Origin of the sequence: Enterobacter sp. KBR-315C3_2022, assembly GCF_041399425.1 — a bacterium.
Lineage (GTDB): Bacteria > Pseudomonadota > Gammaproteobacteria > Enterobacterales > Enterobacteriaceae > Enterobacter.
The window spans coordinates 79,959-102,200 of the sequence record NZ_JBGKEB010000006.1 but is presented as its reverse complement, the minus strand read 5'-3'; the positions used below and the strand labels follow the sequence as shown (position 1 = coordinate 102,200).

The following is a 22,242-nucleotide window of genomic DNA, read 5'->3' as shown; positions in this document are numbered from 1 at the left end:
GTTTTTCCTGTACGCGTCAGCCCGCATCGCTACCTGTGGTAATGATGGTGGTTGTGGTAATGGTGGTGATGCTGATGCGTTTCATGGATGTTGTGTACTCTGTCATTATTATCTGTCTGTGCTGTATTCTTTTAGGGTTAAAGGATTGGGCACCTTAAGTCAATGAATTTTTAATTCGATCACATTTTGGCGCGCTCTGACGTCGCGCTGTGAAAAGAATTATTATCATCCGATCCTCCCGGATACAACCCCGAATAACAGACGGTTGAACCATAATAAAAAACGATGACAGAATTTTACTCGGCCAATTTTTTTTCGATGTCGTGAAGCAAACGGTGCAGCATTGCCGTGTCGCGCTGCTCAAGACGGCCAAGACGCTGCTGCAGCCAGTCAACCATTTTCTGGTCGTCCGCCACGCCGAGCTGCGACAGCAAATTGTCCACGCGGGCGCGAAGGGCAGCCAGCTGATTTTCATCGGTACCTGTAACGGGCGGCTGAGGAATTTGCATTAAGGATGCTAATTGATAGCAATAAACCATCACCGCCTGGCCTAAATTCAGCGACGGATAATCGGCCACCATCGGCACGCCCGTCAGCACGTCCGCCAGCTCCAGCTCTTCGTTCGTCAGGCCAGAATCTTCCCGGCCAAAGACCAGCGCGGCCTTCGTCAGCCACGCGTTTTTCTCGCGCAGCATCGGCACCAGCTCCTCCGGCGTCGCGTAGTAGTGGAACTTCGCCCGGCTGCGCGCGGTGGTCGCCACGGTAAACGAGACGTCGTGCAGCGCCTCCGCTAGCGTGGCGTAAGTGGTTATATTATCGAGAATATCCCCTGAACCGTGCGCAACCCAGCGGGCGGCAGGCTCGAGGTGCGCGCGGCTATCGACAATACGCAAATCGGTAAAACCCATGGTCTTCATGGCGCGCGCCGCTGCGCCGATATTTTCCGGTCTTGCTGGCGCCACCAGCACAATCGACAGATGCATTTATGCTCTCTTTTTATACAGTTAACGGGTAAAACTGTGATGCGCCTCAACATATTACGCAGCACGAATTTACAAATTTGCAACACAAATCACCGAAATAGCGTTTCATAACAAATTAAAAACGCTAAACTATTTTGTGACTTAACAATCAGATAGAATGTTAATAAACAGCCATTATCCTTATGTTTTATAATGATAATACGCTGGTGAATACCTCTTCACTTTTGGATTCGTATCGTTTATCTATTAATGTCCGCAACTAGTTGGATTATTGAAAAATTGTGACAAAGGCTAGCATTCGGCTACGATGATTTCATCAAACTGTTAACGTGCTACAATTGAACTTGATATATGTCAACGAAGCGTAGTTTTATTGGGTGTCCGGTGTCACTTAGCCTGTTATGTTGCTGTTAAAATGGTTAGGATGACAGCCGTTTTTGACACTGTCGGGTCCAAAGGGAAAGTACCCAAGACCAAGCTAATGATGTTGTTGACGTTGATGGAAAGTGCATCAAGAACGCAATTACGTACTTTAGTCATGTTAGGCCGATCATGTTAATTTGCGACATGCATCAGGCAGGTCAGGGACTTTTGTACTTCCTGTTTCGATTTAGTTGGCAATTTAGGTAGCAAACATGCAGACCCCGCACATTCTTATCGTTGAAGACGAGTTGGTAACACGCAACACGTTAAAGAGCATTTTCGAAGCAGAAGGCTACGATGTCTTTGAAGCGACCGATGGCGCAGAGATGCATCAGATCCTTTCTGAAAATGATATCAATCTGGTCATTATGGATATCAACCTGCCGGGCAAAAACGGCCTTCTTCTGGCGCGCGAGCTGCGTGAGCAGGCGAACGTCGCGCTTATGTTCCTGACGGGACGTGATAACGAGGTTGATAAAATTCTTGGCCTAGAGATCGGTGCGGACGATTACATCACCAAACCGTTTAACCCACGCGAGTTAACCATTCGTGCACGCAACCTGCTGTCCCGCACCATGAACCTGGGCACGGTCAGCGAAGAGCGTCGTAGCGTAGACAGCTACAAGTTCAACGGCTGGGAACTTGATATCAATAGCCGTTCGCTGATTAGCCCGAACGGCGAGCAGTATAAACTGCCGCGCAGCGAGTTTCGCGCGATGCTGCACTTCTGCGAAAACCCGGGCAAAATTCAGTCCCGCGCAGAGCTGCTGAAGAAAATGACCGGTCGCGAGCTGAAGCCGCACGACCGTACCGTTGACGTAACCATTCGTCGCATTCGTAAGCATTTCGAATCGACGCCGGATACGCCGGAAATCATCGCCACCATTCACGGCGAAGGCTATCGTTTCTGCGGCGATCTGCAGGAGTAATCCCGCAGCGAACGCAGTAAAAAACGGCGCGAAAGCGCCGTTTTTTTTATTCCCGCCACGGCATTATCGGCACCGCGCTCAGCGCGTTTTTCGGCGAGCCGTCCACCACTTTGTCCGAGTAGGCCAGATACGCGAGCGTGTTGCGTTTGGCATCATAGAAACGGACTACCTGCAGCTTTTTGAACACCAGCGACGTGCGCTTCTGGAACACGACGTCCCCCTGCGCTTTACCGCTTTTGATCTTCTCGCTCAGTTCGACCGGCCCGACCTGCTGGCAGGAGATAGCCGCATCGGAGGTATCTTCCGCCAGCCCTAATCCGCCCTTAATGCCGCCCGTTTTCGCGCGGCTGATGTAGCAGGTGACATTTTGCACATCCGGATCGTCAAAGGCTTCTACGACGATTTTGTGGTCCGGGCCAAACATTTTGAACACCGTATCGACAGAGCCTACCTGCTCCGCTTGCGCTGCGCGCCCTACCATCAATAGCAGCGCGGTGAAGATCAAAGTCTTGTATTTCATATTGTTACCATTCTTTAAAATTACAGTGAGCAATTATTCAACAGGTTAGACAAAAATGTAGCAAGATCACAGGATTAGAAAATATTTGTCCATAATGTGCGGCAAAAAGCACGTATGCGCAAAAAAAACACTGAATGCTAAAACATCAAAAAATGCTATTATCCGCTAACCTGTTATCAGGCACCTGCTGTTTTAAGGATGAGGATAGTATATGGATCAGGCTGGAATTATTCGCGACCTGCTCACCTGGCTGGAAGGTCATCTCGACCAGCCTTTGTCACTGGATAACGTGGCGGCAAAAGCAGGCTATTCCAAGTGGCATCTGCAAAGAATGTTCAAGGATGTCACCGGTCATGCAATTGGTGCCTACATCCGCGCGCGTCGGCTGTCAAAGTCTGCCGTGGCGTTACGCCTTACCGCGCGTCCGATTCTGGATATTGCGCTTCAGTATCGCTTCGACTCACAGCAAACCTTCACCCGCGCGTTCAAAAAACAGTTCTCGTTAACGCCAGCGCTGTATCGTCGCTCGCCTGACTGGAGCTCCTTTGGCATGCGCCCGCCGCTGCGTCTTGGCGAATTTGCTATGCCGAAGTATGAGTTTATCACCCTGCCGGAAACCCATCTGATTGGCACCACGCAAAGCTACTCCTGTTCGCTGGAGCAGATTTCCGAGTTCCGCCATCAGATGCGCGTACAGTTCTGGCGTGATTTCCTCAGCCACGCTCCGGCCATCCCGCCGCTGCTGTATGGCCTGAACGAAACGCATCCGAGCCTGGAAAAAGACGACGAGCAGGAGGTGTTTTATACCACCGCCTTAACGCCGGAGCTGGCCAATGGCTACATTCAGGGCTCGAAACCGGTCGTTATCGAAGGTGGAGAGTACGTGATGTTCGCGTACGAGGGGCTGGGAACGGGCGTTCAGGAATTTATCCTGACCGTTTACGGGACCTGCATGCCGATGCTGAATCTGAATCGCCGTAAGGGTCAGGACATTGAGCGCTACTATCCGGCCAGCGACGCTAAGCCGGAAGAAGGCCCAATCAATCTGCGTATGGAATTTTTAATCCCGATACGCCGCTAACGCTGCAGCTCGTCCAGCGCAGGGGCATCAAGATGCGAAATGTCCCCTGCCATCTCCACGACCCACCCCGACGCCAGCCACGCGCTTTCCTGATAATCAATGCGGGAAATCGAGCAGTTGCGCAGGCGCAGGCGGCGTTCAGCGTAGGCCGGTAAACCCAAAATGGTGCTCACCAGGCAGCCCAGCGCAATACCGTGACTGACCAGCAGCGGACGGCTGCCTGCCGGAAGGTTCAGGCACTCGGCCAGCGCCGCGTTTACGCGACCGCTCAGCTCCTGCATGGATTCTCCCTCAGGGATGCGGCCATCTTCCGTTCCGTTCACCAGCGTGCGCCGCCAGCCTTCTTCTTCCTCGGTGAGGGAGTCGATATGGCGCTTTTCCAGCACGCCCATGTCCAGCTCGCGCAGGCGCGGCTCAAGGGTAATATCGCAGCCGCAGGCCTCGGCAATAATGCGTGCCGTCTGCTGTGTACGACCGAGATCGCTTGAAATGACGTGAGTAATGCCCAGCGTTCTGGCGCGTTCTGCCACCTGCCACGCCTGCTGCACACCCTTTTCGGTAAGAGGACTGTCCGACTGGCCTTGAATACGTCGCTCGGCGTTCCACTGCGTTTCACCGTGGCGAACAAGGTATACCTGTAACATGCTTTTTTTCCGTTATACTGCGATGAGTTTTTTTTGAGTCGAGCTTAATTATGCACCATGTTGTCTCTGCTACCACTAATCCTGCAAAAATTCAGGCAATTCTAAGGGCATTTGAAGAGATCTTCGGCGAAGGATCCTGCCATATTGACGCGGTCGGCGTCGAGAGCGGCGTTCCCGAACAGCCGTTTGGCAGCGAGGAAACGCGGGCTGGCGCACGAAATCGCGTGGTGAATGCCAAAGCCGCTGCGCCTGACGCTGACTTCTGGGTCGCCATTGAGGCAGGCATCGACGAAGGCGCAACCTTCAGCTGGGTGGTGATTGAAAGCCGTGAGCAGCGCGGTGAAGCGCGCTCGGCAACGCTTCCGCTACCTGAGATCATCCTGAAAAAAGTGCGCGAAGGCGACGCGCTTGGCCCGGTGATGTCGCAGTACACCGGCATCGATGAGATTGGGCGTAAGGAAGGGGCGATTGGCGTCTTTACCGCAGGAAAACTCACGCGCTCCAGCGTTTACCATCAGGCGGTGATCCTGGCGTTAAGCCCGTTCCATAACGCGATTTATCGTTAAATGTGTAGGTCGGATAAGACGAAGCCGTTATCCGGCGTTTTTCAGCAATACCGCCTCAAGCCACTGGCGCAGCTCAACCGGCGCGGACTTCAGGCTGTTTGAGCCGCGGGTGATCGTCGCAATGCCCGCGCCCAGCTCGTTTTTCAGCTCGCGCTGGCTCATCTCGCCGCGCAGTAACTCTTCAATAATCCGCACGCGCGTGCCCAGCGCTTCGCGCTCGTCGGGCGTCAGCATCAGCTGCATCAGCGGCAGGTGCAGGTCTTTCTCATAGGACTGGCGGAGCAACTCCACAAAACGAAGCCACTCCTGATTGCGTTGTTCGGCCATCGCCGAGGAATACGGGGAATGCTGGGTCATGTTATGCTGCCTCTTGTACTCATTAGCGAGTACAGCATAACACAACCCACGCCGATCAGTAACGTCTCTGCCACTCGGCGTCGCTCATCAGGGTATCTTTCTGCCCCATGAAGTAGCGATAGTAGGCGTCGTAGGCCAGCACGTTCTTCACGTAGCCGCGCGTTTCGGAGAACGGAATGCTCTCGACAAACGCCACCGCGTCGATGCGCCCGGCGCTGTTGCCGAGCCATGTGCGCACGCGGCCCGGACCGGCGTTGTACGCCGCCGAGGAGAAGATGCGGTTATTGCCAAACTGCTGGTAAACGTACTGCAGGTAGCTGGTGCCGATGTTGATGTTGGTGTCCGGATCCAGCAGCTGCGACGGGCTGCTGTAGCCAGGAATGTTAAACATCTTCACCGTGTGCGTCGCGGTACCCGGCATGATTTGCATCAGGCCGCTGGCCCCCACCGGAGAACGCACTTTCGGGTTCCAGGCGCTCTCCTGGCGGGCAATCGCCATCGCGTAGCTTTGCGGGATATCTTTACCGCTGGTGTAGCGATCGAACAGATCCTTGTACGCCAGCGGGAATCGCTCCTCAAGGTGATCCCACAGCTTGCCGGCGATCGTCGCCTGCACGCTCAGATCCCACCAGCGGTTATCAAACGCATAGCGCGCCAGCTGGGCTTTTTCATCCGTCGTGCGGCTGGTCACCAGGTTGGCCCACTCGCTGCGCGCGGTGTTATCCAGATTCCAGTACATCAGCTCGCGCACGCGCGCCATCTCCGGCCCCTGCGTCAGCGTCGGGCTAGCGTTGGCGGGCGCCTTGTCGATCCTGAGCGTGTACTCCTCACCCAGGCGCTGCGCTGCCACCATCGGGTAGAATCCGCGCTGCTGCATCAGCGCGTGCAGGATCGCTTTGGCTTCCTCCTCGCGGCCGCGCTCCAGCAGCAGATCCGCCTGCCAGTAGCGCCACTCGTCTTTCTCTTTGGCATCCATCGGCAGGCGAGCAAGCCAGGTATTTAGCCCGTGGCGATCGCCCGTTCCCAGCGCCATGCGCACGCGGCGCTCAACGAGCGAGGTGGAATTAGAGCGCATGATCGCATCGTCGCGCCAGCGGGCCTGCTCGTCGGTCACGTCAGTGCCCATCAGCCGCCACGCCACGATGTCGCGCAGCTCCTGGGTTTGATCGTCATTAAGCTGCTGCGCCTGCACCAGCTGCGGGATCATCAGCCGCGCGTTTTCGACATCGTCACGCGCCACGCTGGTAAAGGCGACCGCCGCCATCTGGCGGGTAAAGTCGGTCGCGCCCGTGGTGCGGGCAAAGGTCAGCACCGAGTTGGGATCGTTCGCCAGCCCGATGACGGCGGTGGAAATGGTTTGATAGTCCGGCGGCATCTGCCCGGCCAGCGCGGTCACCAGACGCGTGTTGCCGGCCTTCATCGCCAGACGAATGCGCTCAAGGTAGGCCAGCGGGTCCTGCTTGCCGGAGGCGCGCCAGGCACCAAACAGCGAATCACAGGCGTTGGGCTGGCTTTTGCCGGTTAACCACAGATCCTTCGCCCCTGCCCAGGCCTCATCCTGCTGGCCGGTGGCCCATTTCGCGTAGTAATAGTTACACTGCGCCTCGGTTGAGCCCGGCTTTTCCGGGCTAAAGGCCAGCAGCCCGCGCCAGTCTTCACGGCGCGCCAGCTCGTTCACGAAGCGGGACTTCAGGGTGCGCGCGGGCGGCAGGGTCGGATTCGCCTGGATAAAATTGTTGACGGTGACGGTCGGTTGATTCATGAGATCGTCAGTAATCTGGCGATACTCGAGATACGGGTACAGCGGATAATCTTTTAGCGTCGGCATCAGCGCCTGAACGGTATCCATCTGCCTGCTGTCCCAGGCCTGCTTGATCTGGGCGTAGCGGCTGCGCTGTTCATCCAGTGAATCGGCATGCACCGCCTGGCTCACCGCCATCACGCATACGCTGGCCGCCAGCAGACGCCAGACCACCTGTTTGGCTTTTTCCACAAGCTCTTCCTCATTGTTTTTTCATCAATTGCAGCGTCTTGCCGCGTCAAAGTCTTATCAACTTATGCTAACCAGGCATCCGGCAACGCGCCACGTTACGGACACTTTTTTACCTTTCCTGCGCGTTTTAACACTCCCGACGTTCCTGGCTGGGATTAGGGCGGGAAAAAGGCTACACTTCGAGGCTGAAATTCCTTCTCATCACGATAAAAGAGGCGAAGTCCAACGTGGCTCAATTCGTTTATACCATGCATCGTGTCGGCAAAGTGGTACCGCCGAAACGTCATATTCTTAAAAATATCTCGCTGAGCTTCTTCCCGGGCGCAAAAATCGGTGTTCTGGGTCTCAACGGTGCCGGTAAGTCCACCCTGCTGCGCATCATGGCGGGCATCGATACAGACATCGAAGGTGAAGCCCGCCCGCAGCCCGGCATCAAAATTGGCTACCTGCCGCAGGAGCCGCAGCTTAATCCGGAACATACCGTTCGCGAATCCGTCGAAGAAGCGGTTTCCGAAGTGGTTAACGCGCTGAAAGGCCTTGATGAAGTGTATGCCAAATACGCCGAGCCGGATGCGGACTTCGACAAGCTGGCCGCGCAGCAGGGCAAGTTTGAAGAGATTATCCAGGCGCACGACGGCCACAACCTGAACGTGCAGCTGGAGCGCGCGGCCGACGCCCTGCGTCTGCCGGACTGGGATGCAAAAATCGCGAACCTCTCCGGTGGTGAGCGCCGCCGCGTGGCGCTGTGCCGCCTGCTGCTGGAAAAACCGGACATGCTGCTCCTCGACGAACCGACTAACCACCTGGATGCGGAATCCGTGGCGTGGCTGGAGCGCTTCCTGCACGACTTCGAAGGCACCGTGGTGGCGATTACCCACGACCGTTACTTCCTCGACAACGTAGCGGGCTGGATCCTGGAGCTGGACCGCGGCGAAGGTATTCCGTGGGAAGGGAACTACTCCTCCTGGCTGGAGCAGAAAGATCAGCGTCTGGCGCAGGAAGCTTCTCAGGAAGCGGCGCGTCGCAAGTCTATTGAGAAAGAGCTGGAGTGGGTTCGTCAGGGCGCGAAGGGCCGTCAGTCTAAGGGTAAAGCCCGTCTGGCACGCTTCGAAGAGCTGAACAGCACCGAATACCAGAAACGTAACGAAACCAACGAACTGTTTATTCCGCCTGGAGCACGTCTGGGGGATAAAGTGGTTGAAGTGACCAATCTGCGCAAGTCCTACGGCGACCGCCTGCTGATCGACGATCTGACCTTCTCGGTACCGAAAGGCGCGATTGTGGGCATCATCGGCCCGAACGGCGCGGGTAAATCGACCCTGTTCCGCATGATGTCCGGCCAGGAACAGCCTGACAGCGGCTCGATCACCCTGGGTGAAACCGTGAAGCTGGCCTCCGTTGACCAGTTCCGCGACGCGATGGACAACAGCAAAACCGTGTGGGAAGAAGTGTCCGGCGGTCTGGATATCATGCGTATCGGCAACACCGAGATGCCAAGCCGCGCCTACGTTGGCCGCTTCAACTTCAAGGGCACCGACCAGGGCAAACGCGTGGGCGAGCTGTCCGGCGGCGAGCGCGGTCGTCTGCATCTGGCGAAGCTGCTGCAGGTGGGCGGTAACGTACTGCTGCTCGATGAACCAACAAACGACCTGGACATTGAAACCCTGCGCGCGCTGGAAAACGCCCTGCTGGAGTTCCCGGGCTGCGCGATGGTTATCTCGCACGACCGCTGGTTCCTTGACCGTATCGCGACCCACATTCTGGACTACCAGGACGAAGGTAAGGTGGAGTTCTTCGAAGGCAACTTCACCGAATACGAAGAGTACAAGAAACGCACGCTGGGCGCGGACGCGCTGGAGCCGAAGCGTATCAAGTACAAGCGTATAGCGAAATAAGTGCCCACTGCCGGGTGGCGCTAACGCTTACCCGGCCTACGGTTCTGCGCTGTTTGTAGGCCGGGTAAGGCGAAGCCGCCACCCGGCTTTTTTATTTCCCCACGTAATACCGCTTCACCTCGTCAAACTGCATCGCAAAGTCGATATAGCTCATCAGCGCGGGCGAGTTTAGCTTGCGGCTCGGATAGGCTAACCACAGCTCGTTTCCCTCCACGCCCCACTCCGGCAGCACCTGCACCAGCACACCCTTTTCGATCTTATCCTCCAGCAGAAACGCGGGTAAGAGCGTGATCCCCGCGCCTGCGATGGCACACTCGCGGGCGTACACCAGATTATCGGTCATATGGGCGTTATCCGGCAGATAGCGGTAATCCTCGCTCTCGCTTCGCAACAGCCATTCGGACCAGGCCTTGTGGGTAATCGAGCGGTGCTCCACCAGTTGACGCGGATGGATCAGCGGCTCCCGGCGCGCCAGGTAGTCCGGCGAGGCGAGCATATAGCGCGGGCAGTGGCCGATCATCCGGCCGATCAGCGAGGAGTCCTGCGGCTTGCCGGTGCGCAGCGCCACGTCGAAGCCGGACTCTACCAGGTCGACCACGTCGTCAGAGATGGAGACGTCCAGCGACACGTCCGGATAGCGGCGCTGAAACTCGGCGTTGAGGTGCGCCAGCAGGGTCGCGCCGATCCCCGCCGGGCAGGTGATTCTGAGCCGCCCGCTGGGGTTCTCGCGCAGACGCTGGATGACGTACTCCGCCCGCTCGCTGGCCGCCAGCATCTCGCGGCAGTGCACCAGATAGTGCTCGCCCGCGAACGTCAGGTTCAGCCTGCGCGTGGTGCGGTTAAGCAAGCGAATCCCGATCTGCTGCTCAAGCTGGCTGATCCGCTGGCTGACGCTCGATTTCGGCAGTTCCGCCCTCTGCGCCGCGGCGGTAAAGCTCCCCATCTCCGCCACCAGCGCGAACAGCGCCATGTCCTGCAGCTGTTTAAACATGATTGTTCATCCTGTGCGAACGCTTCGTTCTCGATTGTCCATCTTATCACGCCATCGCTCGCTTTATAGACTAGCCTCAACAAACGCATTCCACCGAGGAGCACACCATGTCAGTTAAAGCCATCGCCGTTAATCCTGAAAATCCTACTGATTTTATTGAGATTTCCCAACCCATGCCGCAGCCGGGCGAGCACGATCTGCTCGTTGAGGTCAAAGCCGTTTCCATTAATCCGGTCGATACCAAAGTGCACGCGGGGATCGCCAAAAGCGGCCTGAACGAGCCGCGCATTCTCGGCTGGGATGCGAGCGGGTTCGTCAAAGCGGCGGGCGCGAGCGTCACCGGATTCAAGCCGGGTGACGAAGTGTGGTACGCCGGTGACATCACGCGTCCGGGGAGCAACGCCACCCACCAGCTGATTGACGCGCGCATCGTCGGGCACAAGCCTGCCAGCCTCGGCTGGGCCGCCGCCGCCGCGCTGCCGCTGACCGCCCTCACCGCTTGGGAAGGACTGTTCGAGCGGCTGAATATTCAGGATGCCGGATCGGACAAAACGCTGCTGATCGTCGGCGGCGCGGGCGGCGTGGGATCCCTTGCGATCCCGTTTGCAAAGCACAACAGCAGGGTCAGGGTGATCGCCACCGCGTCGCGGGAAGATTCAGCCCGGTGGTGTCGCGATCGCGGCGCGGATCTGGTCGTAAACTATCGCGATCTGCAGGGCGAGCTGGCAAAGCAGGGCATTACGTTCGTTGACTACATTTTCATCCTCAACGACACGGACGGCCACTGGGATGCGGTCAGCGAGCTGATTGCGCCGCAGGGGCATATCTGCTCCATCGTTGAGAATGAACATCCGCTGAATCAGGACAAGCTGAAATCCAAATCCGCCGCGCTGCACTGGGAATTTATGTATACCCGCAGCATGTACCAGACGGCGGATATGGCGCGTCAGGGCGAGATCCTCAATGAGGTGGCGAAGCTGGTGGATAACGGCGTGGTGGAAAGCTCGCTCAGCGAAACGCTGCACGGGCTGAGCGTGGAAAGCATCCGTGAAGCGCACCGTAAGGTGCTGGAGGGGCATATGCGGGGAAAAGTGGTGGTTGAGTTTTAAGTTGCTTGCTCCCCTCACCCCGTCCCTCTCCCCGTAGGGGCGAGGGGGAAAAGACGGCTCAGTGCAATCCCCTCTCCCCTATGGGGAGAGGGTTAGGGTGAGGGGTGACGGGTGACGGATCGTTTTTACCCCTGCTCTCCCATCATCTCCCGCACCAGCTCGACGCAGCGCAGGAATCGGCTGTCGTAGTCCGACTCCTCAACGTGCACAAACTGCACGTTGTTCTCGTTGAGCATCTCAACCAGCATGGTCTGGAACTCTTTTCTGTCCACCGAGCTGCCGAGGCTGCGCATGCCGTCGGCGACCCACGGGGTGTTGTTCTCCAGCAGGATCACCAGGTCGAAGCGGTATTCGTCGATCAGCGCCTGCACGAACGGATGCTCGCGCCCTTCGTATTTTTTGCAAAACGCCTGGGTAGTGACGAAATCGGTGTCGATAAACGCCACTTTGTTCGCGTATTTCACCGCAAAATCAATGTACTGCGCGTGACCAAGCGCGATCTTGTCGTAATCAGAATACTGCAGCGCCATTTCGTCGCCGCCAAGGTGCGAGAAGACGTAGTCGCGCCCGTACTCCCACGCGCTGGTGGTGTTGAAGATGTTGGCAAGCTTGTTGACCAGCGTCGATTTGCCGCTCGATTCGCCGCCCAGAATGGCAACCGTGCGCACGAAGAACGGCTTCACCTCGGTGGGAATGTAGTCCCAGTAGCGGAACGGGTTTTCGCGGATCTGCGCCCCGCTGATGTTCATAAAGGTGCGCTTCGGATCGATCAGCACGGTTTCTATGCCCAGGTGCTCGCGGAACTGCGGCGCGTCGGACTCTTCGGAGGTATAGATCCAGTTAGGGGCGATCCCCTTCTCTTCCATAAACGCTTTTACGCCGTTGCTCCACACGTCCCAGCCGTGGGGATACGGCTCCATGCCCTCTTCGTTAAAGGCATGAATGCGAATGTTTTTCTGGTATTTAAACGTCTGGAGCAGCCAGCGCAGGCGGTCTGACACCGTGGGCTGCTGCGACATGGCGCTGTCTTCGAACAGCTGACGGTCGCGGGTTTCGTCGTAGCCCATAATGATGTGCAGCTCGTCGACCTGGCTACAGGCGCGCTGGATCAGATAAATATGCCCGGTGTGCAGCGGGTAGAACTTGCCGAACACCACGCCGATGTTCTTTTGGATGCGCGGAAACTCAAGCCCCAGAAAACGGTGCAACGCTTCCAGCTTTTGCGCGCTGGGGCTTTTGATTTTGGCGTTCAGGAGCTGGCTCAGGTAGCCCTTGGTCATGCCGCTGGCGTCCGCTACCTGCTGCAGGGTGCAGCCTTTCTGGCGAATGGCGGTCTTGAGATAGTCAAATGATGACATGAATTACGGTGCCTCCTGCAAAATCAAATTTACGTAATTATAAGTCGTCAAAGACATTTAACGCATCTGCGAGTTTCTTCACGCCGAAAACCTGCATCCCTTCCGGAATTTTCTTCGGCACGTTGGCGGCCGGAACGATCGCCCGACGGAAGCCGTGCTTCGCCGCCTCGGAGATACGTTCCTGCCCGCTCGGCACCGGGCGGATTTCACCGGCTAAGCCCACTTCGCCGAAGACCACTAGATCCTGCGGCAGCGGCCTGTCGCGCAGGCTGGAGACCATCGCCAGCAGCAGCGCCAGGTCCGCGCTGGTTTCGGTGACTTTGACGCCGCCGACCACGTTGACGAACACGTCCTGATCCGCCATCTGCAGCCCGCCGTGACGGTGCAGTACGGCCAGCAGGATCGCCAGGCGGTTTTGCTCCAGGCCGACCGCCACGCGCCGCGGGTTGCCCATCATCGACACATCCACCAGCGCCTGAATCTCGACCAGCAGCGGGCGCGTGCCCTCCCACAGCACCATCACCGAGCTGCCGGAGGTAATTTCATCCCCGCGGCTCAGGAAGATCGCGGACGGGTTGCTGACCTCGCGCAGGCCCTGCTCGGTCATCGCAAACACGCCCAGCTCGTTTACCGCGCCGAAGCGGTTCTTGTGGCTGCGTAGGGTGCGGAAGCGGGAGTCCGCATCGCCGTCGAGCATCACCGAGCAGTCGATGCAGTGTTCAAGCACCTTCGGTCCGGCCAGCGAGCCGTCTTTGGTGACGTGGCCGACCATCACGATCGCCACGCCGCGCGTTTTGGCGAAGCGCGTCAGGTAGGCGGCGGTTTCGCGCACCTGCGCCACGCTGCCCGGCGAGGACTGAATGTCCGCCATGTGCATGACCTGAATGGAGTCGATCACCATCAGCTTCGGCTGCTCTTCCTCGGCAATCATGCAGATCTGCTCGATGCTGGTTTCCGAAAGCATGTTCAGGTTGCCGGTCGGCAGGCCCAGACGGTGCGCGCGCATCGCCACCTGCTGTAAGGACTCTTCGCCCGTGACGTACAGGGTTTTCATCTGCTCGGCGAGCTTGCACAGCGTTTGCAGCAGCAGGGTCGATTTACCGGCGCCCGGGTTACCGCCGATCAGAATCGCGCTGCCCGGCACCACGCCGCCGCCGAGCACGCGGTCAAACTCCTTGAACCCGGTGGAGAAGCGCGGCAGCTCTTCGAGGCTGATGTCGGAAAGCTTCTGCACCTTCGACACGCCGGCATTTCCCGCATAGCCGCTGAGGCGCTCGTTGCGGGCCACGCTCGGCGAAGCCGCCACGCCGCGCACTTCGGTGATGGTGTTCCAGGCATGGCAGGCGCTGCACTGCCCCTGCCAGCGCGGATAATCCGCACCACATTCATTACAGACAAATGCGCGTTTTGGAGCTTTCGCCACGGGTTACCTCGTTATTTCTGTGCGGCCTGCGTGCCGGGTGGCGCTTACGCTTACCCGGCCTACAAAGCAGACCGTTATTTCTGATTAATGCTGCCGGAGAGAATGCAGAACACCCCCATCAGGTCAGCGTGACGGATTGTTACTTCCGTCTTTTCATTCACTTTTGGCTTGGCGTGATAGGCGATGCCGAGCCCCGCCGCCTTGATCATCGGCAGATCGTTCGCGCCGTCGCCGATAGCGACGGTCTGCACGACCGGAATCTCATATTTTTCCGCCAGCCGGGTCAGCGTATTGGCTTTATATTGCGCGTCCACAACGTCGCCAATCACCTGGCCGGTCAGCTTGCCGTCCAGGATCTCCAGCTCGTTCGCCACCACGGTGGTCAGACGCAGCTTGTCGCGCAGGTAATCCGCAAAGAAGGTGAAGCCGCCCGAGGCGATGGCCACCTTCCAGCCAAGCGTTTCGAGCTTCAGCACCAGCTGCGTCAACCCCGGCATCAGCGGCAGCTCATCGCGTACCTGGCGCAGAATGTTGGCGTCCGCCCCCTTCAGGGTTGCCACGCGCTGGCGCAGGCTGGCGGTGAAATCCAGCTCGCCGCGCATCGCACGTTCGGTCACTTCCGCTACCAGCTCGCCGCTGCCCGCCAGCTTCGCAATTTCGTCGATGCATTCGATTTGAATGGCGGTGGAGTCCATGTCCATCACCAGCAGGCCCGGGGTTTTCAGGTGCGGGATTTTGCCGAGCGGCGCAACGTCCAGACCGGCGTCGTGCGCCAGGCGCGTGGCGCGCTGCGTCAGGGAGCCCGCGAGGCGAATGACCTGATAGTCTTCCACGCACCAGGCGGCAACAATCACCATCGCCGCGCCCAGCATGCTTTGATATTGGGTCAGGCGCTGCTTATCCAACCCGCGGCCATACAGCAGCCAGCCGCTACGACCAGCGTGATAGTCGAGAGGCATCACCTCATCGCCACTTAGCGAGAGCGGCAATCCTGGCCATAAAGAGACATCCGTTGGCAGGTCGCACCAGGTAATGTTCGGCATTGAAGCTCCTGTAAATTCGTTCGCGCCGCAAGGTCAAGAGGGAAAATAACGCATGAGGCTACCCTGTAACCATCACTTCTGGCAACATTAAGCCGTAAATTTTCAGCAGGTGGAATATGGCTCGAGCAAAACTGAAATTCCGGCTTCATCGCGCCGTGATTGTCCTGATCTGTCTCGCACTATTGGTGTTGCTGATGCAAGGGGCGTCCTGGTTTAGCCAGAACCATCAACGTCAGCGCAACCCGCAGTTCGAGGAGCTGGCCCGCACGCTGGCGCGCCAGGTGACGCTCAACGTCGCCCCGTCGATGCGTACCGAAACGCCGGACGACAAGCGGATAGGCCAGGTGCTGCGCGAGCTTACGGAAAACAGCCGCATTCTCGACGCCGGCGTTTACGATGAGCAAGGCGACCTGATTGCCCGCGCGGGCGAGCACGTTGACGTGCGCGACAGGCTGGCGCTGGACGGTAAAAAAGCCGGGGGCTACTTCAACCAGCAGATCGTCGAACCTATTCAGGGGAAGAATGGTCCGCTGGGGTATTTACGCCTGACGCTCGACACCCACACCCTGCCGACCGAAGCCAAACAGGTCGATAACACTACCAATATTCTTCGCCTGATGCTGCTGCTTTCGCTGGCCATCGGCGTCGTGCTGGCGCGCACGCTGCTGCAGGGCAAGCGCACCCGCTGGCAGCAATCCCCCTTCCTGCTGACCGCCAGCAAATCCGTTCCGGAAGAGGAAGAGAGCGAGAAGAAGGATTAGTGATAAAGTAGGCAGATGATTCGGAATAAGGAAATCTGCCATGTCGACGCTACGCCTGCTCATCTCTGATTCTTACGATCCCTGGTTCAATCTCGCGGTGGAAGAGTGCATCTTCCGCCAGATGCCCGCCACGCAGCGGGTACTTTTTCTCTGGCGCAATGCGGACACGGTGGTCATCGGCCGCGCGCAAAACCCGTGGAAAGAGTGCAACACGCGGCGCATGGAAGAGGATAACGTCCGCCTCGCGCGCCGCAGCAGCGGCGGCGGCGCGGTGTTCCACGATCTCGGCAATACCTGCTTTACCTTTATGGCGGGCAAGCCGGAATACGATAAAACGATCTCTACCTCTATTGTGCTCAACGCGCTGAACGCGCTTGGCGTCACGGCGGAGGCCTCCGGGCGTAACGATCTGGTGGTCAAAACCGCCGAAGGCGATCGCAAAGTCTCCGGCTCGGCCTACCGCGAAACCATGGATCGCGGTTTTCACCACGGCACCCTGCTGCTGAATGCCGATCTGAGCCGTCTGGCAAACTACCTCAATCCAGACAAGAAAAAGCTTCAGGCAAAAGGCATCACCTCGGTGCGCGGCCGCGTGGCGAACCTGGTTGAGCTGCTGCCGGACATTACGCACGAGCAAATCTGCGAGGCTGTCCAGGAGGCTTTCTTTGCCCACTACGGTGAGCGGGTACAGGCCGAAGTGATTTCACCGGATAAGACGCCCGACCTGCCCAATTTTGCTGAAACCTTTGCGCGCCAGAGCAGCTGGGAGTGGAACTTCGGTCAGGCCCCGGCGTTTTCACATCTGCTGGACGAGCGCTTCACCTGGGGCGGCGTGGAGCTGCACTTCGACGTGGAGAAAGGCCATATCACCCGCACGCAGGTCTTTACCGATAGCCTGAATCCGGCACCGCTGGAGGCGCTGGCCATACGATTGCAGGGGTGTTTGTATCGGGCAGATAGGCTGCAGCAGGCGTGCGATATCTTAATTGCCGATTTTCCTGAACAGGAAAAGGAATTACGAGAATTATCCGCCTGGATATATCAGGCCATTAAATAAAAAATCCATCCCCTTCGTGTAAATACATGCGCAAATGTATTTACACACATTAGGAACGCTCAAAATTCAATGAAGAGTTCCTAATTATCTAAATTACAGGTTCCCTTAATAGAATCAGCTCGCTTGTATTATACAAGCGACTTTCCAAATAAATATATCCTATTTTTAATTTATGGTTAAGGAATAACAATGAAAAAAATCGCTATTGCGATGATTGTCGCGTTGACATCTACCGCTTCGCTCGCTGATTCCGTTGTGATGAAAGTAAAAGGCAAAATGAATAATGCCTCCTGTACCCCCACCTTAAGCAACGGCGGCGCCATTGATTTTGGCACCATTGCGCTGGACAAGCTCTCCCCGACCCAGACCAACCAGATGGGCCATAAAGACATGTCTTTAACCATCAACTGCCCGGCCGCCACCAAGGTTGCCTGGAGCATCGCCGACAATAAAGAGGACTCCAACGCCGCAAACGACCTGAGCTCCAGCGAGTTCGTCATCCGCGATGCAAAAGACAACGGCGGCGATGTCTACGGCGCAGGGACGACCTACGGCGTCGGCACCACCGCGGCGGGCGAGAAAATTGGCGCTTACGCCATCAGCACCCGCCTCAATGAAATTACCGCCAATGGCGCGCCGGCCCAGGCGATCTTTGCCCCGTCGTGGGTGAACAGCCAGGGTGAGTATATGTGGCGCAACCTGAATTCCGGCATTATTGCCAACGGAAATTCTGAAATCATGACGGCGACCCGCCCGGGAAGTATTTCACCTCTGCCAATCACCAATGTGGTTTACCCTTTCAAAGTGTCTCTGGCTATTGTTAATACGAATCGTCTGACCACAACTGACGAAGCGCAGCTGAGCGGCGAAACCACCATTACGCTTCTTTATCTCTAATTTCTGAGTACATGATATTTTCTCGGCGGAGTATTTCCGCCGTTTTAAGGTCAAATATAAATACATCCATAAATGTATTCATTGATCAGTTAATAATACTCAAACCGTAACGTAGAAAAACTAAATTCTTTATTACAGGAATGATCAATAGAATCAGCCCACTTGTTATTTTTGCAGTTAAAAGAATAGCAAGCGAAGTCGAGAATAATTTTATTCAAATATGCTCAACGATATTTCATGCTTTATGGTTAAGGAAAAACTATGAAAAAGCATCTTCTTGCTGCGGTATTATCTCTGACCGCAACGGCAGTATATGCAGATCCTACAGCAATGCTTAAAGTTCAGGGCTCGCTGACCACCGCAGGCTGCGTACCGGAATTAACAAACGGCGGTCTGGCCAATTTTGGTGAAGTGGGCCTGGACTCGCTCTCTTCAGCCGTGCCTTACCAGGCCGGTCATAAAAACATGACGCTGACCATCAAGTGCCAGTCCGCCACGCGCGTTGGCTGGGCGATTAACGACGATCGTCCAGACTCCAACCTGGGTGCGAAAACCCTGGCCAGCGAGTTTTACATCGAAAACGGTACCGCAAACGGCGTGAGAGCCACTGGCGCCATGATGAGCGGCGTTGGCAAAACCAGCGCGGGTGAACGAATCGGCGGCTACGCTGTGTCTACCGATATCTCTTCCGTAACTGCCGACGGTGCTCCGGTGCAGGCTATCGGCAGCACCCTGTACAAGGGCGGCGTGATCAGCAGCAAAAGCTGGATCAACATGTGGGCAACCGGCATCCTGTACAACAACGGCACTGACGTCATGAGCGTCTCCGCCTTGGGCGAACGCGCGCCGCTGGCGTTCACCACCGCCAGCTTCCCGCTGAAGATCGCACTGGCTATCGGACCAAGCAAAAACCTCACCCTGACGGATAAAACCGAACTTGATGGTCAATCCACCATCACCCTGGTTTATCTCTGATTTAGACCTTCTCTGCAAACTCCTCGCGTTCTGAGAGGAGTTTTTTTTACTTCGCCAAACCTGTGAACGCTATGTCTACTAATCTGAAATCGCTCTATTTACTGCCTGCGCTCTTTGCCACCCTGTCGCCTTCACTGTTTGCCGCCGGCATGGTGCCTGAAACCACCCTGTTGATGATTGAAGAAGCCAGCCATGGCGGCGTGATGAACGTCAAAAACACCGACACCATTCCTACCCTGCTCTATACCACCATTGTCGATCCTGATGGCGACGCCGGGGTAAAGCTCAGCGTTACTCAACCTCTGGTCAGGCTTGAGCCAGGACAGGAGCAGCAGGTTCGCTTCATCCTTGAAACCGACCAGCCGCTGACCGTCGAACACTACAAGCGCGTGATTTTCGAGGGCATCCCGCCAAAAACCAGCGATAAGAAGGTGAAGGTGGGGATCAACCTTCGTCAGAGTTTGCCGGTGCTCATTCATCCTGAAACCCTGCCCGTTGTCACCGATGCCTGGACGCTGCTCACCTGGTCCATGGCGGGAAAAGAGGTGCAGGTAAAGAACAGCTCACCGTACGTTGTTCGCTTCAACACCAGCGTGACGCTTTTGCCTTCGCGCACGGAAGGCGTTCTGAACAAAACGTTCATCCTGCCGGGCGAAACCATGAAGGTGGAGATGGATAAGCCTGCCGGTAGCGCAGACAACGCCGTGGAATTTAGCCCGGCCAGCCGATACGGGATCGAAGTGGATAACTACACCGCTCCGCTTAAGCGTTAATTGACGGAGAGGCGTTGGTGAAGGGATTCTCTGTGCAAAACAGGCTAAGGCAGACGGCTTTAGCCTCAGCCTGTCTGCCCGTCTTTACGCTGCACGCAGCCGAACTGGACTTTAATACCGATATTTTGACGAACCGCGGTATCAGTACCAACCTTGCCCACTATTTCTCAGAGGCGCAGCGTTACCTGCCCGGTAAACATGCGCTGCAGGTCAAAATCAACGGCGTGGATAAAGGCACGCTGGTTGTCGAGATTGGTGAAGAGGGTCATCTCTGTGCGGATAACGATTTCACCGCAGCAACCGGCCTGCTGCCGCTGAAAAGCAGCCCGGAAGAGACGTGCCACGACCTGCTGAAGGATTACCCTTCGGCGACGATTACCCCGCAGCCAAATTCCGATTCTATTGAGCTGTTCGTCCCCGCCGAAGCAATGGATAACGGATTCTACTCTGCAAAATACTATGCGTATGGCGGGGTCGCGGGCCTGATCAACTACAGCGCGTTCAGCAACTACAACCAGTTCGGCAGCGGCGGCAGCAGCGCCTATTCGCAGGGGAATATCGGCACCGGCATTAACGTTGCCAACTGGACCCTGCGCAGTAATTACATTCTCACGGATGATAACGGCCAGCGCAGCGCAGAAAATCTTTATACCTATGCCGAGCACGTCTTCGAAGACCGCAAGGTGCGCGCGCAGGTTGGCGAGATCAACGTCAGCTCAGCGCTCTTTAGCGGAGCACAAATCACCGGTCTTCAGCTCATGCCCGAAACGGGGCTGCAGCCGAATATCCCGTCGACAACCATTACCGGCATCGCCCGGAGCAATCAGGCCCGCGTGGAGATCCGCCAGTCCGGGCAGGTTATCTACTCGTCGATGGTCAACGCGGGCCCGTTCACCCTGACGGACGTGCCGGTGGTGCGTAGCAATAGCGATCTCGACGTCTGCGTCATTGAAACCAATGGCGCAACCACGCGGTTTACGGTTCCGGCATCGTCGCTGAATCTCGCCGGATTAACCCGCACCGAGGGGCTGAGTATGTCACTGGGACGGGTTCGCGACGGCGGCAGTACGGATACCACGCCGTGGGTGTTCAACGTCTCAACCGGAACGCGACTCGCCCCGCAGCTTTCCGGCGTTACCGCAGGCGTGCTGGCGGAAAAGTACCAGGCGGCTGGCGGCATGCTGGAGTGGTCAGTCAACGAAGACTGGATGGTCTCCACCACGATGTTGATGAGCCAGTCTGATTTTTACGGCTCCCAGCGCGGCGGCAAGGCCGAAATGATGAGTAATCTTCTTCTCCCCTCGCAGCTCTCGCTGGGGATCAGCGCCTCCCGCTACCAGGGTGATTTCCGGGAATTTACCGAGGCGATGGATGAGGGTGCGCTAAGCGCCCAGAACGCGTGGAGCGCAAACCTCGGCTGGAGCCACGACCTGCTCGGCGCGGTGTCATTGCAGTACAGCGCGACGTCAGGCTATGAGCAGGGGGATGACTCGCGCTACGTGATCGCCTCGTGGAGCAAGAGCATCGACCACGCGTCCCTCTCGGTGAACTGGCAGCACGCCATGAACAGCAGCAGTGGCGACACCAACCAAAGCCAGGATGATGACCTGTTTTATGTCAACCTCAACCTGCCTTTGGGCGATGACCGCATCAGCACCTATATGCGCAGCCAGGGTGAAAATAAGACCTACGGCACTCAGGTCAGCGGGAACGTCAGCCAAAACGTGAGCTACTCCCTCTCGGCCGATCGCGATCATAAAGATAAAAGCAACGCCTTCTACGGCAACCTCAGCTCTAACCTGCATTACACGCAGCTTGGCCTTTCAGCCGGAATGAGCGACGGGGATCAGCGCAACTACAGCACCTCCTTAAGCGGCGGGATCGCCCTTCACCGCCACGGCATGACCTTTACCCCTTATCCAATCAAAGAGACCTTTGGCATTGCGCGCCTGAGCGAGCCCGAGAGCGGAATCGAAATCACCACGCCGGACGGCACCGTCTGGACCGACTACTGGGGCCAGGCCGTGGTGCCCGGGCTGCGTGAATGGCAAAAATCACAGATTGTGATTAACGCGGGATCGCTGCCAAAAGGGATGGATCTGTCGAACGGCATTCAGTCCGTCTCGGCGGCGTACGGCTCGTTTGCGCAGGTCGACTTCAGGGTGCTGAACACCCGCCGCGTCCTGCTGGAGGTCAAACGAGAGAGCGGCGAGTGGCTGGAGCGCGGGCTGAGCATCGTCGACAGCAGCAGTCATTACGTCGTCAGCGTGATGGATAACGGCATCGTCTTTATCTCCGACGCGTCTGACTCTCCTGCGCTTTACGTTGTTGACGACAGGATGAACAGAATTTGCGAAATCCACTATTCGCTGAGCGATGAGAAGGATAAGGAAGCGTATTACGAAAAAGCACAGGGCGTGTGCCGGTGAAGCTGGCCAACTTCAGCCGCGGCGCGGAGCCCGCA

The 22,242-nt window shown here is 57.1% G+C and carries 22 protein-coding genes and 1 other annotated feature (1 of these 23 cut by a window edge); of the genes, 11 read left to right on the top strand and 11 right to left on the bottom strand.

What is annotated here, in order from left to right; all coding sequences use genetic code 11:
* Positions 1–78 (bottom strand) — a sequence feature (Thr leader region); it reaches 40 nt to the left of the window's first position.
* From thrL to yjjY, 3 genes are all read right to left on the bottom strand, one after another.
* Positions 17–106 (bottom strand): thr operon leader peptide, encoded by a 90-nt coding sequence (thrL, locus tag AB8804_RS08665; protein ID WP_112011051.1) that lies wholly within the window; start codon positions 104–106, stop codon positions 17–19. Its footprint overlaps the feature before it by 62 nt.
* A 190-nt stretch (positions 107–296) precedes the next feature.
* On the bottom strand, positions 297–983 hold the full coding sequence (locus tag AB8804_RS08660) for a tRNA/rRNA methyltransferase (protein ID WP_371185026.1): 687 nt from the start codon (positions 981–983) through the stop codon (positions 297–299).
* A gap of 399 nt (positions 984–1,382) precedes the next feature.
* Positions 1,383–1,523, bottom strand: coding sequence for a protein YjjY (gene yjjY / locus AB8804_RS08655; protein WP_085928893.1), 141 nt, complete (start codon positions 1,521–1,523; stop codon positions 1,383–1,385).
* 95 nt (positions 1,524–1,618) lie between these two features.
* On the opposite strand from yjjY, the gene arcA reads away from it, so the two are divergent.
* Positions 1,619–2,335 (top strand): two-component system response regulator ArcA, encoded by a 717-nt coding sequence (gene arcA, locus AB8804_RS08650; protein WP_003856501.1) that lies wholly within the window; start codon positions 1,619–1,621, stop codon positions 2,333–2,335.
* A 46-nt stretch (positions 2,336–2,381) separates the two neighbouring features.
* Here arcA and creA read toward each other — a convergent pair whose 3' ends face one another.
* Positions 2,382–2,855, bottom strand: a complete 474-nt coding sequence (creA, locus tag AB8804_RS08645; RefSeq protein ID WP_371185025.1) for a protein CreA — start codon at positions 2,853–2,855, stop codon at positions 2,382–2,384.
* Positions 2,856–3,066: 211 nt separating this feature from the next.
* On the opposite strand from creA, the gene robA reads away from it, so the two are divergent.
* Positions 3,067–3,936: an MDR efflux pump AcrAB transcriptional activator RobA gene (robA, locus tag AB8804_RS08640; RefSeq protein ID WP_371185024.1), complete on the top strand. Its 870-nt coding sequence runs from the start codon at positions 3,067–3,069 to the stop codon at positions 3,934–3,936.
* Here robA and gpmB read toward each other — a convergent pair.
* The gene (gene gpmB / locus AB8804_RS08635) at positions 3,933–4,580 is read right to left on the bottom strand and encodes a 2,3-diphosphoglycerate-dependent phosphoglycerate mutase GpmB (protein WP_371185023.1); all 648 of its coding nucleotides are present in this window, start codon (positions 4,578–4,580) and stop codon (positions 3,933–3,935) included. The two genes, robA and gpmB, sit on opposite strands and share 4 nt — an antisense overlap.
* Positions 4,581–4,630: 50 nt before the next feature.
* On the opposite strand from gpmB, the gene yjjX reads away from it, so the two are divergent.
* On the top strand, positions 4,631–5,146 hold the full coding sequence (gene yjjX / locus AB8804_RS08630) for an inosine/xanthosine triphosphatase (protein ID WP_371185022.1): 516 nt from the start codon (positions 4,631–4,633) through the stop codon (positions 5,144–5,146).
* Positions 5,147–5,173: 27 nt separating this feature from the next.
* Here the strand turns inward: yjjX and trpR are convergent, their stop codons facing one another.
* Positions 5,174–5,503 carry a trp operon repressor gene (gene trpR / locus AB8804_RS08625; RefSeq protein ID WP_371185021.1) on the bottom strand — a complete coding sequence of 110 codons (330 nt, stop codon included), beginning with the start codon at positions 5,501–5,503 and terminating at the stop codon, positions 5,174–5,176.
* A 55-nt stretch (positions 5,504–5,558) separates the two neighbouring features.
* Positions 5,559–7,496, bottom strand: a complete 1,938-nt coding sequence (gene sltY, locus AB8804_RS08620; RefSeq protein ID WP_371185020.1) for a murein transglycosylase — start codon at positions 7,494–7,496, stop codon at positions 5,559–5,561.
* A 227-nt stretch (positions 7,497–7,723) separates the two neighbouring features.
* Between sltY and ettA the strand changes: the two genes are divergently transcribed.
* Entirely contained in the window at positions 7,724–9,391 is a 1,668-nt protein-coding gene (gene ettA, locus AB8804_RS08615; protein WP_112011044.1) for an energy-dependent translational throttle protein EttA, read from the top strand.
* Between the two features lie 91 nt (positions 9,392–9,482).
* Here the strand turns inward: ettA and AB8804_RS08610 are convergent, their stop codons facing one another.
* Positions 9,483–10,382, bottom strand: coding sequence for a LysR family transcriptional regulator (locus AB8804_RS08610; protein ID WP_371185019.1), 900 nt, complete (start codon positions 10,380–10,382; stop codon positions 9,483–9,485).
* Positions 10,383–10,489: 107 nt separating this feature from the next.
* On the opposite strand from AB8804_RS08610, the gene AB8804_RS08605 reads away from it, so the two are divergent.
* On the top strand, positions 10,490–11,491 hold the full coding sequence (locus AB8804_RS08605; protein ID WP_371185018.1) for a zinc-binding alcohol dehydrogenase family protein: 1,002 nt from the start codon (positions 10,490–10,492) through the stop codon (positions 11,489–11,491).
* Between the two features lie 125 nt (positions 11,492–11,616).
* Here AB8804_RS08605 and nadR read toward each other — a convergent pair whose 3' ends face one another.
* The 3 genes from nadR to serB all read right to left on the bottom strand — a co-directional run bounded on the left by nadR (position 11,617) and on the right by serB (position 15,315).
* Complete coding sequence (gene nadR / locus AB8804_RS08600) at positions 11,617–12,849, bottom strand: multifunctional transcriptional regulator/nicotinamide-nucleotide adenylyltransferase/ribosylnicotinamide kinase NadR (RefSeq protein ID WP_371185017.1); 1,233 nt, start codon at positions 12,847–12,849, stop codon at positions 11,617–11,619.
* Between the two features lie 37 nt (positions 12,850–12,886).
* A complete protein-coding gene (radA, locus tag AB8804_RS08595; protein ID WP_126816009.1) occupies positions 12,887–14,272 on the bottom strand; it encodes a DNA repair protein RadA in 1,386 nt (461 codons plus the stop codon).
* 74 nt (positions 14,273–14,346) lie between these two features.
* Positions 14,347–15,315, bottom strand: a complete 969-nt coding sequence (gene serB, locus AB8804_RS08590; RefSeq protein WP_371185016.1) for a phosphoserine phosphatase — start codon at positions 15,313–15,315, stop codon at positions 14,347–14,349.
* A 116-nt stretch (positions 15,316–15,431) separates the two neighbouring features.
* On the opposite strand from serB, the gene AB8804_RS08585 reads away from it, so the two are divergent.
* The 6 genes from AB8804_RS08585 (at position 15,432) to AB8804_RS08560 (ending at position 22,207) form a co-directional block, all read left to right on the top strand.
* The gene (locus tag AB8804_RS08585) at positions 15,432–16,076 is read left to right on the top strand and encodes a YtjB family periplasmic protein (RefSeq protein WP_371185015.1); all 645 of its coding nucleotides are present in this window, start codon (positions 15,432–15,434) and stop codon (positions 16,074–16,076) included.
* A 40-nt stretch (positions 16,077–16,116) separates the two neighbouring features.
* Positions 16,117–17,133, top strand: a complete 1,017-nt coding sequence (gene lplA, locus AB8804_RS08580; protein ID WP_371185014.1) for a lipoate--protein ligase LplA — start codon at positions 16,117–16,119, stop codon at positions 17,131–17,133.
* A gap of 189 nt (positions 17,134–17,322) precedes the next feature.
* A complete protein-coding gene (locus AB8804_RS08575) occupies positions 17,323–18,030 on the top strand; it encodes a DUF1120 domain-containing protein (RefSeq protein ID WP_371185013.1) in 708 nt (235 codons plus the stop codon).
* A 261-nt stretch (positions 18,031–18,291) separates the two neighbouring features.
* On the top strand, positions 18,292–19,005 hold the full coding sequence (locus AB8804_RS08570) for a DUF1120 domain-containing protein (protein WP_371185012.1): 714 nt from the start codon (positions 18,292–18,294) through the stop codon (positions 19,003–19,005).
* 71 nt (positions 19,006–19,076) lie between these two features.
* On the top strand, positions 19,077–19,778 hold the full coding sequence (locus AB8804_RS08565) for a fimbria/pilus chaperone family protein (protein ID WP_371185011.1): 702 nt from the start codon (positions 19,077–19,079) through the stop codon (positions 19,776–19,778).
* A gap of 17 nt (positions 19,779–19,795) precedes the next feature.
* Complete coding sequence (locus AB8804_RS08560; RefSeq protein ID WP_371185010.1) at positions 19,796–22,207, top strand: fimbrial biogenesis usher protein; 2,412 nt, start codon at positions 19,796–19,798, stop codon at positions 22,205–22,207.
* Positions 22,208–22,242 lie beyond the last annotated feature (35 nt).

Bases quoted from the DNA above. Each gene is read 5' to 3' on its own strand.
- thrL (WP_112011051.1), bottom strand. From the start codon at position 106: ATGACAGAGTACACAACATCCATGAAACGCATCAGCATCACCACCATT.
- AB8804_RS08660 (WP_371185026.1), bottom strand. From the start codon at position 983: ATGCATCTGTCGATTGTGCTGGTGGCGCCAGCAAGACCGGAAAATATC.
- yjjY (WP_085928893.1), bottom strand. From the start codon at position 1,523: ATGACTAAAGTACGTAATTGCGTTCTTGATGCACTTTCCATCAACGTC.
- arcA (WP_003856501.1), top strand. From the start codon at position 1,619: ATGCAGACCCCGCACATTCTTATCGTTGAAGACGAGTTGGTAACACGC.
- creA (WP_371185025.1), bottom strand. From the start codon at position 2,855: ATGAAATACAAGACTTTGATCTTCACCGCGCTGCTATTGATGGTAGGG.
- robA (WP_371185024.1), top strand. From the start codon at position 3,067: ATGGATCAGGCTGGAATTATTCGCGACCTGCTCACCTGGCTGGAAGGT.
- gpmB (WP_371185023.1), bottom strand. From the start codon at position 4,580: ATGTTACAGGTATACCTTGTTCGCCACGGTGAAACGCAGTGGAACGCC.
- yjjX (WP_371185022.1), top strand. From the start codon at position 4,631: ATGCACCATGTTGTCTCTGCTACCACTAATCCTGCAAAAATTCAGGCA.
- trpR (WP_371185021.1), bottom strand. From the start codon at position 5,503: ATGACCCAGCATTCCCCGTATTCCTCGGCGATGGCCGAACAACGCAAT.
- AB8804_RS08610 (WP_371185019.1), bottom strand. From the start codon at position 10,382: ATGTTTAAACAGCTGCAGGACATGGCGCTGTTCGCGCTGGTGGCGGAG.
- AB8804_RS08605 (WP_371185018.1), top strand. From the start codon at position 10,490: ATGTCAGTTAAAGCCATCGCCGTTAATCCTGAAAATCCTACTGATTTT.
- nadR (WP_371185017.1), bottom strand. From the start codon at position 12,849: ATGTCATCATTTGACTATCTCAAGACCGCCATTCGCCAGAAAGGCTGC.
- serB (WP_371185016.1), bottom strand. From the start codon at position 15,315: ATGCCGAACATTACCTGGTGCGACCTGCCAACGGATGTCTCTTTATGG.
- AB8804_RS08585 (WP_371185015.1), top strand. From the start codon at position 15,432: ATGGCTCGAGCAAAACTGAAATTCCGGCTTCATCGCGCCGTGATTGTC.
- lplA (WP_371185014.1), top strand. From the start codon at position 16,117: ATGTCGACGCTACGCCTGCTCATCTCTGATTCTTACGATCCCTGGTTC.
- AB8804_RS08575 (WP_371185013.1), top strand. From the start codon at position 17,323: ATGAAAAAAATCGCTATTGCGATGATTGTCGCGTTGACATCTACCGCT.
- AB8804_RS08570 (WP_371185012.1), top strand. From the start codon at position 18,292: ATGAAAAAGCATCTTCTTGCTGCGGTATTATCTCTGACCGCAACGGCA.
- AB8804_RS08565 (WP_371185011.1), top strand. From the start codon at position 19,077: ATGTCTACTAATCTGAAATCGCTCTATTTACTGCCTGCGCTCTTTGCC.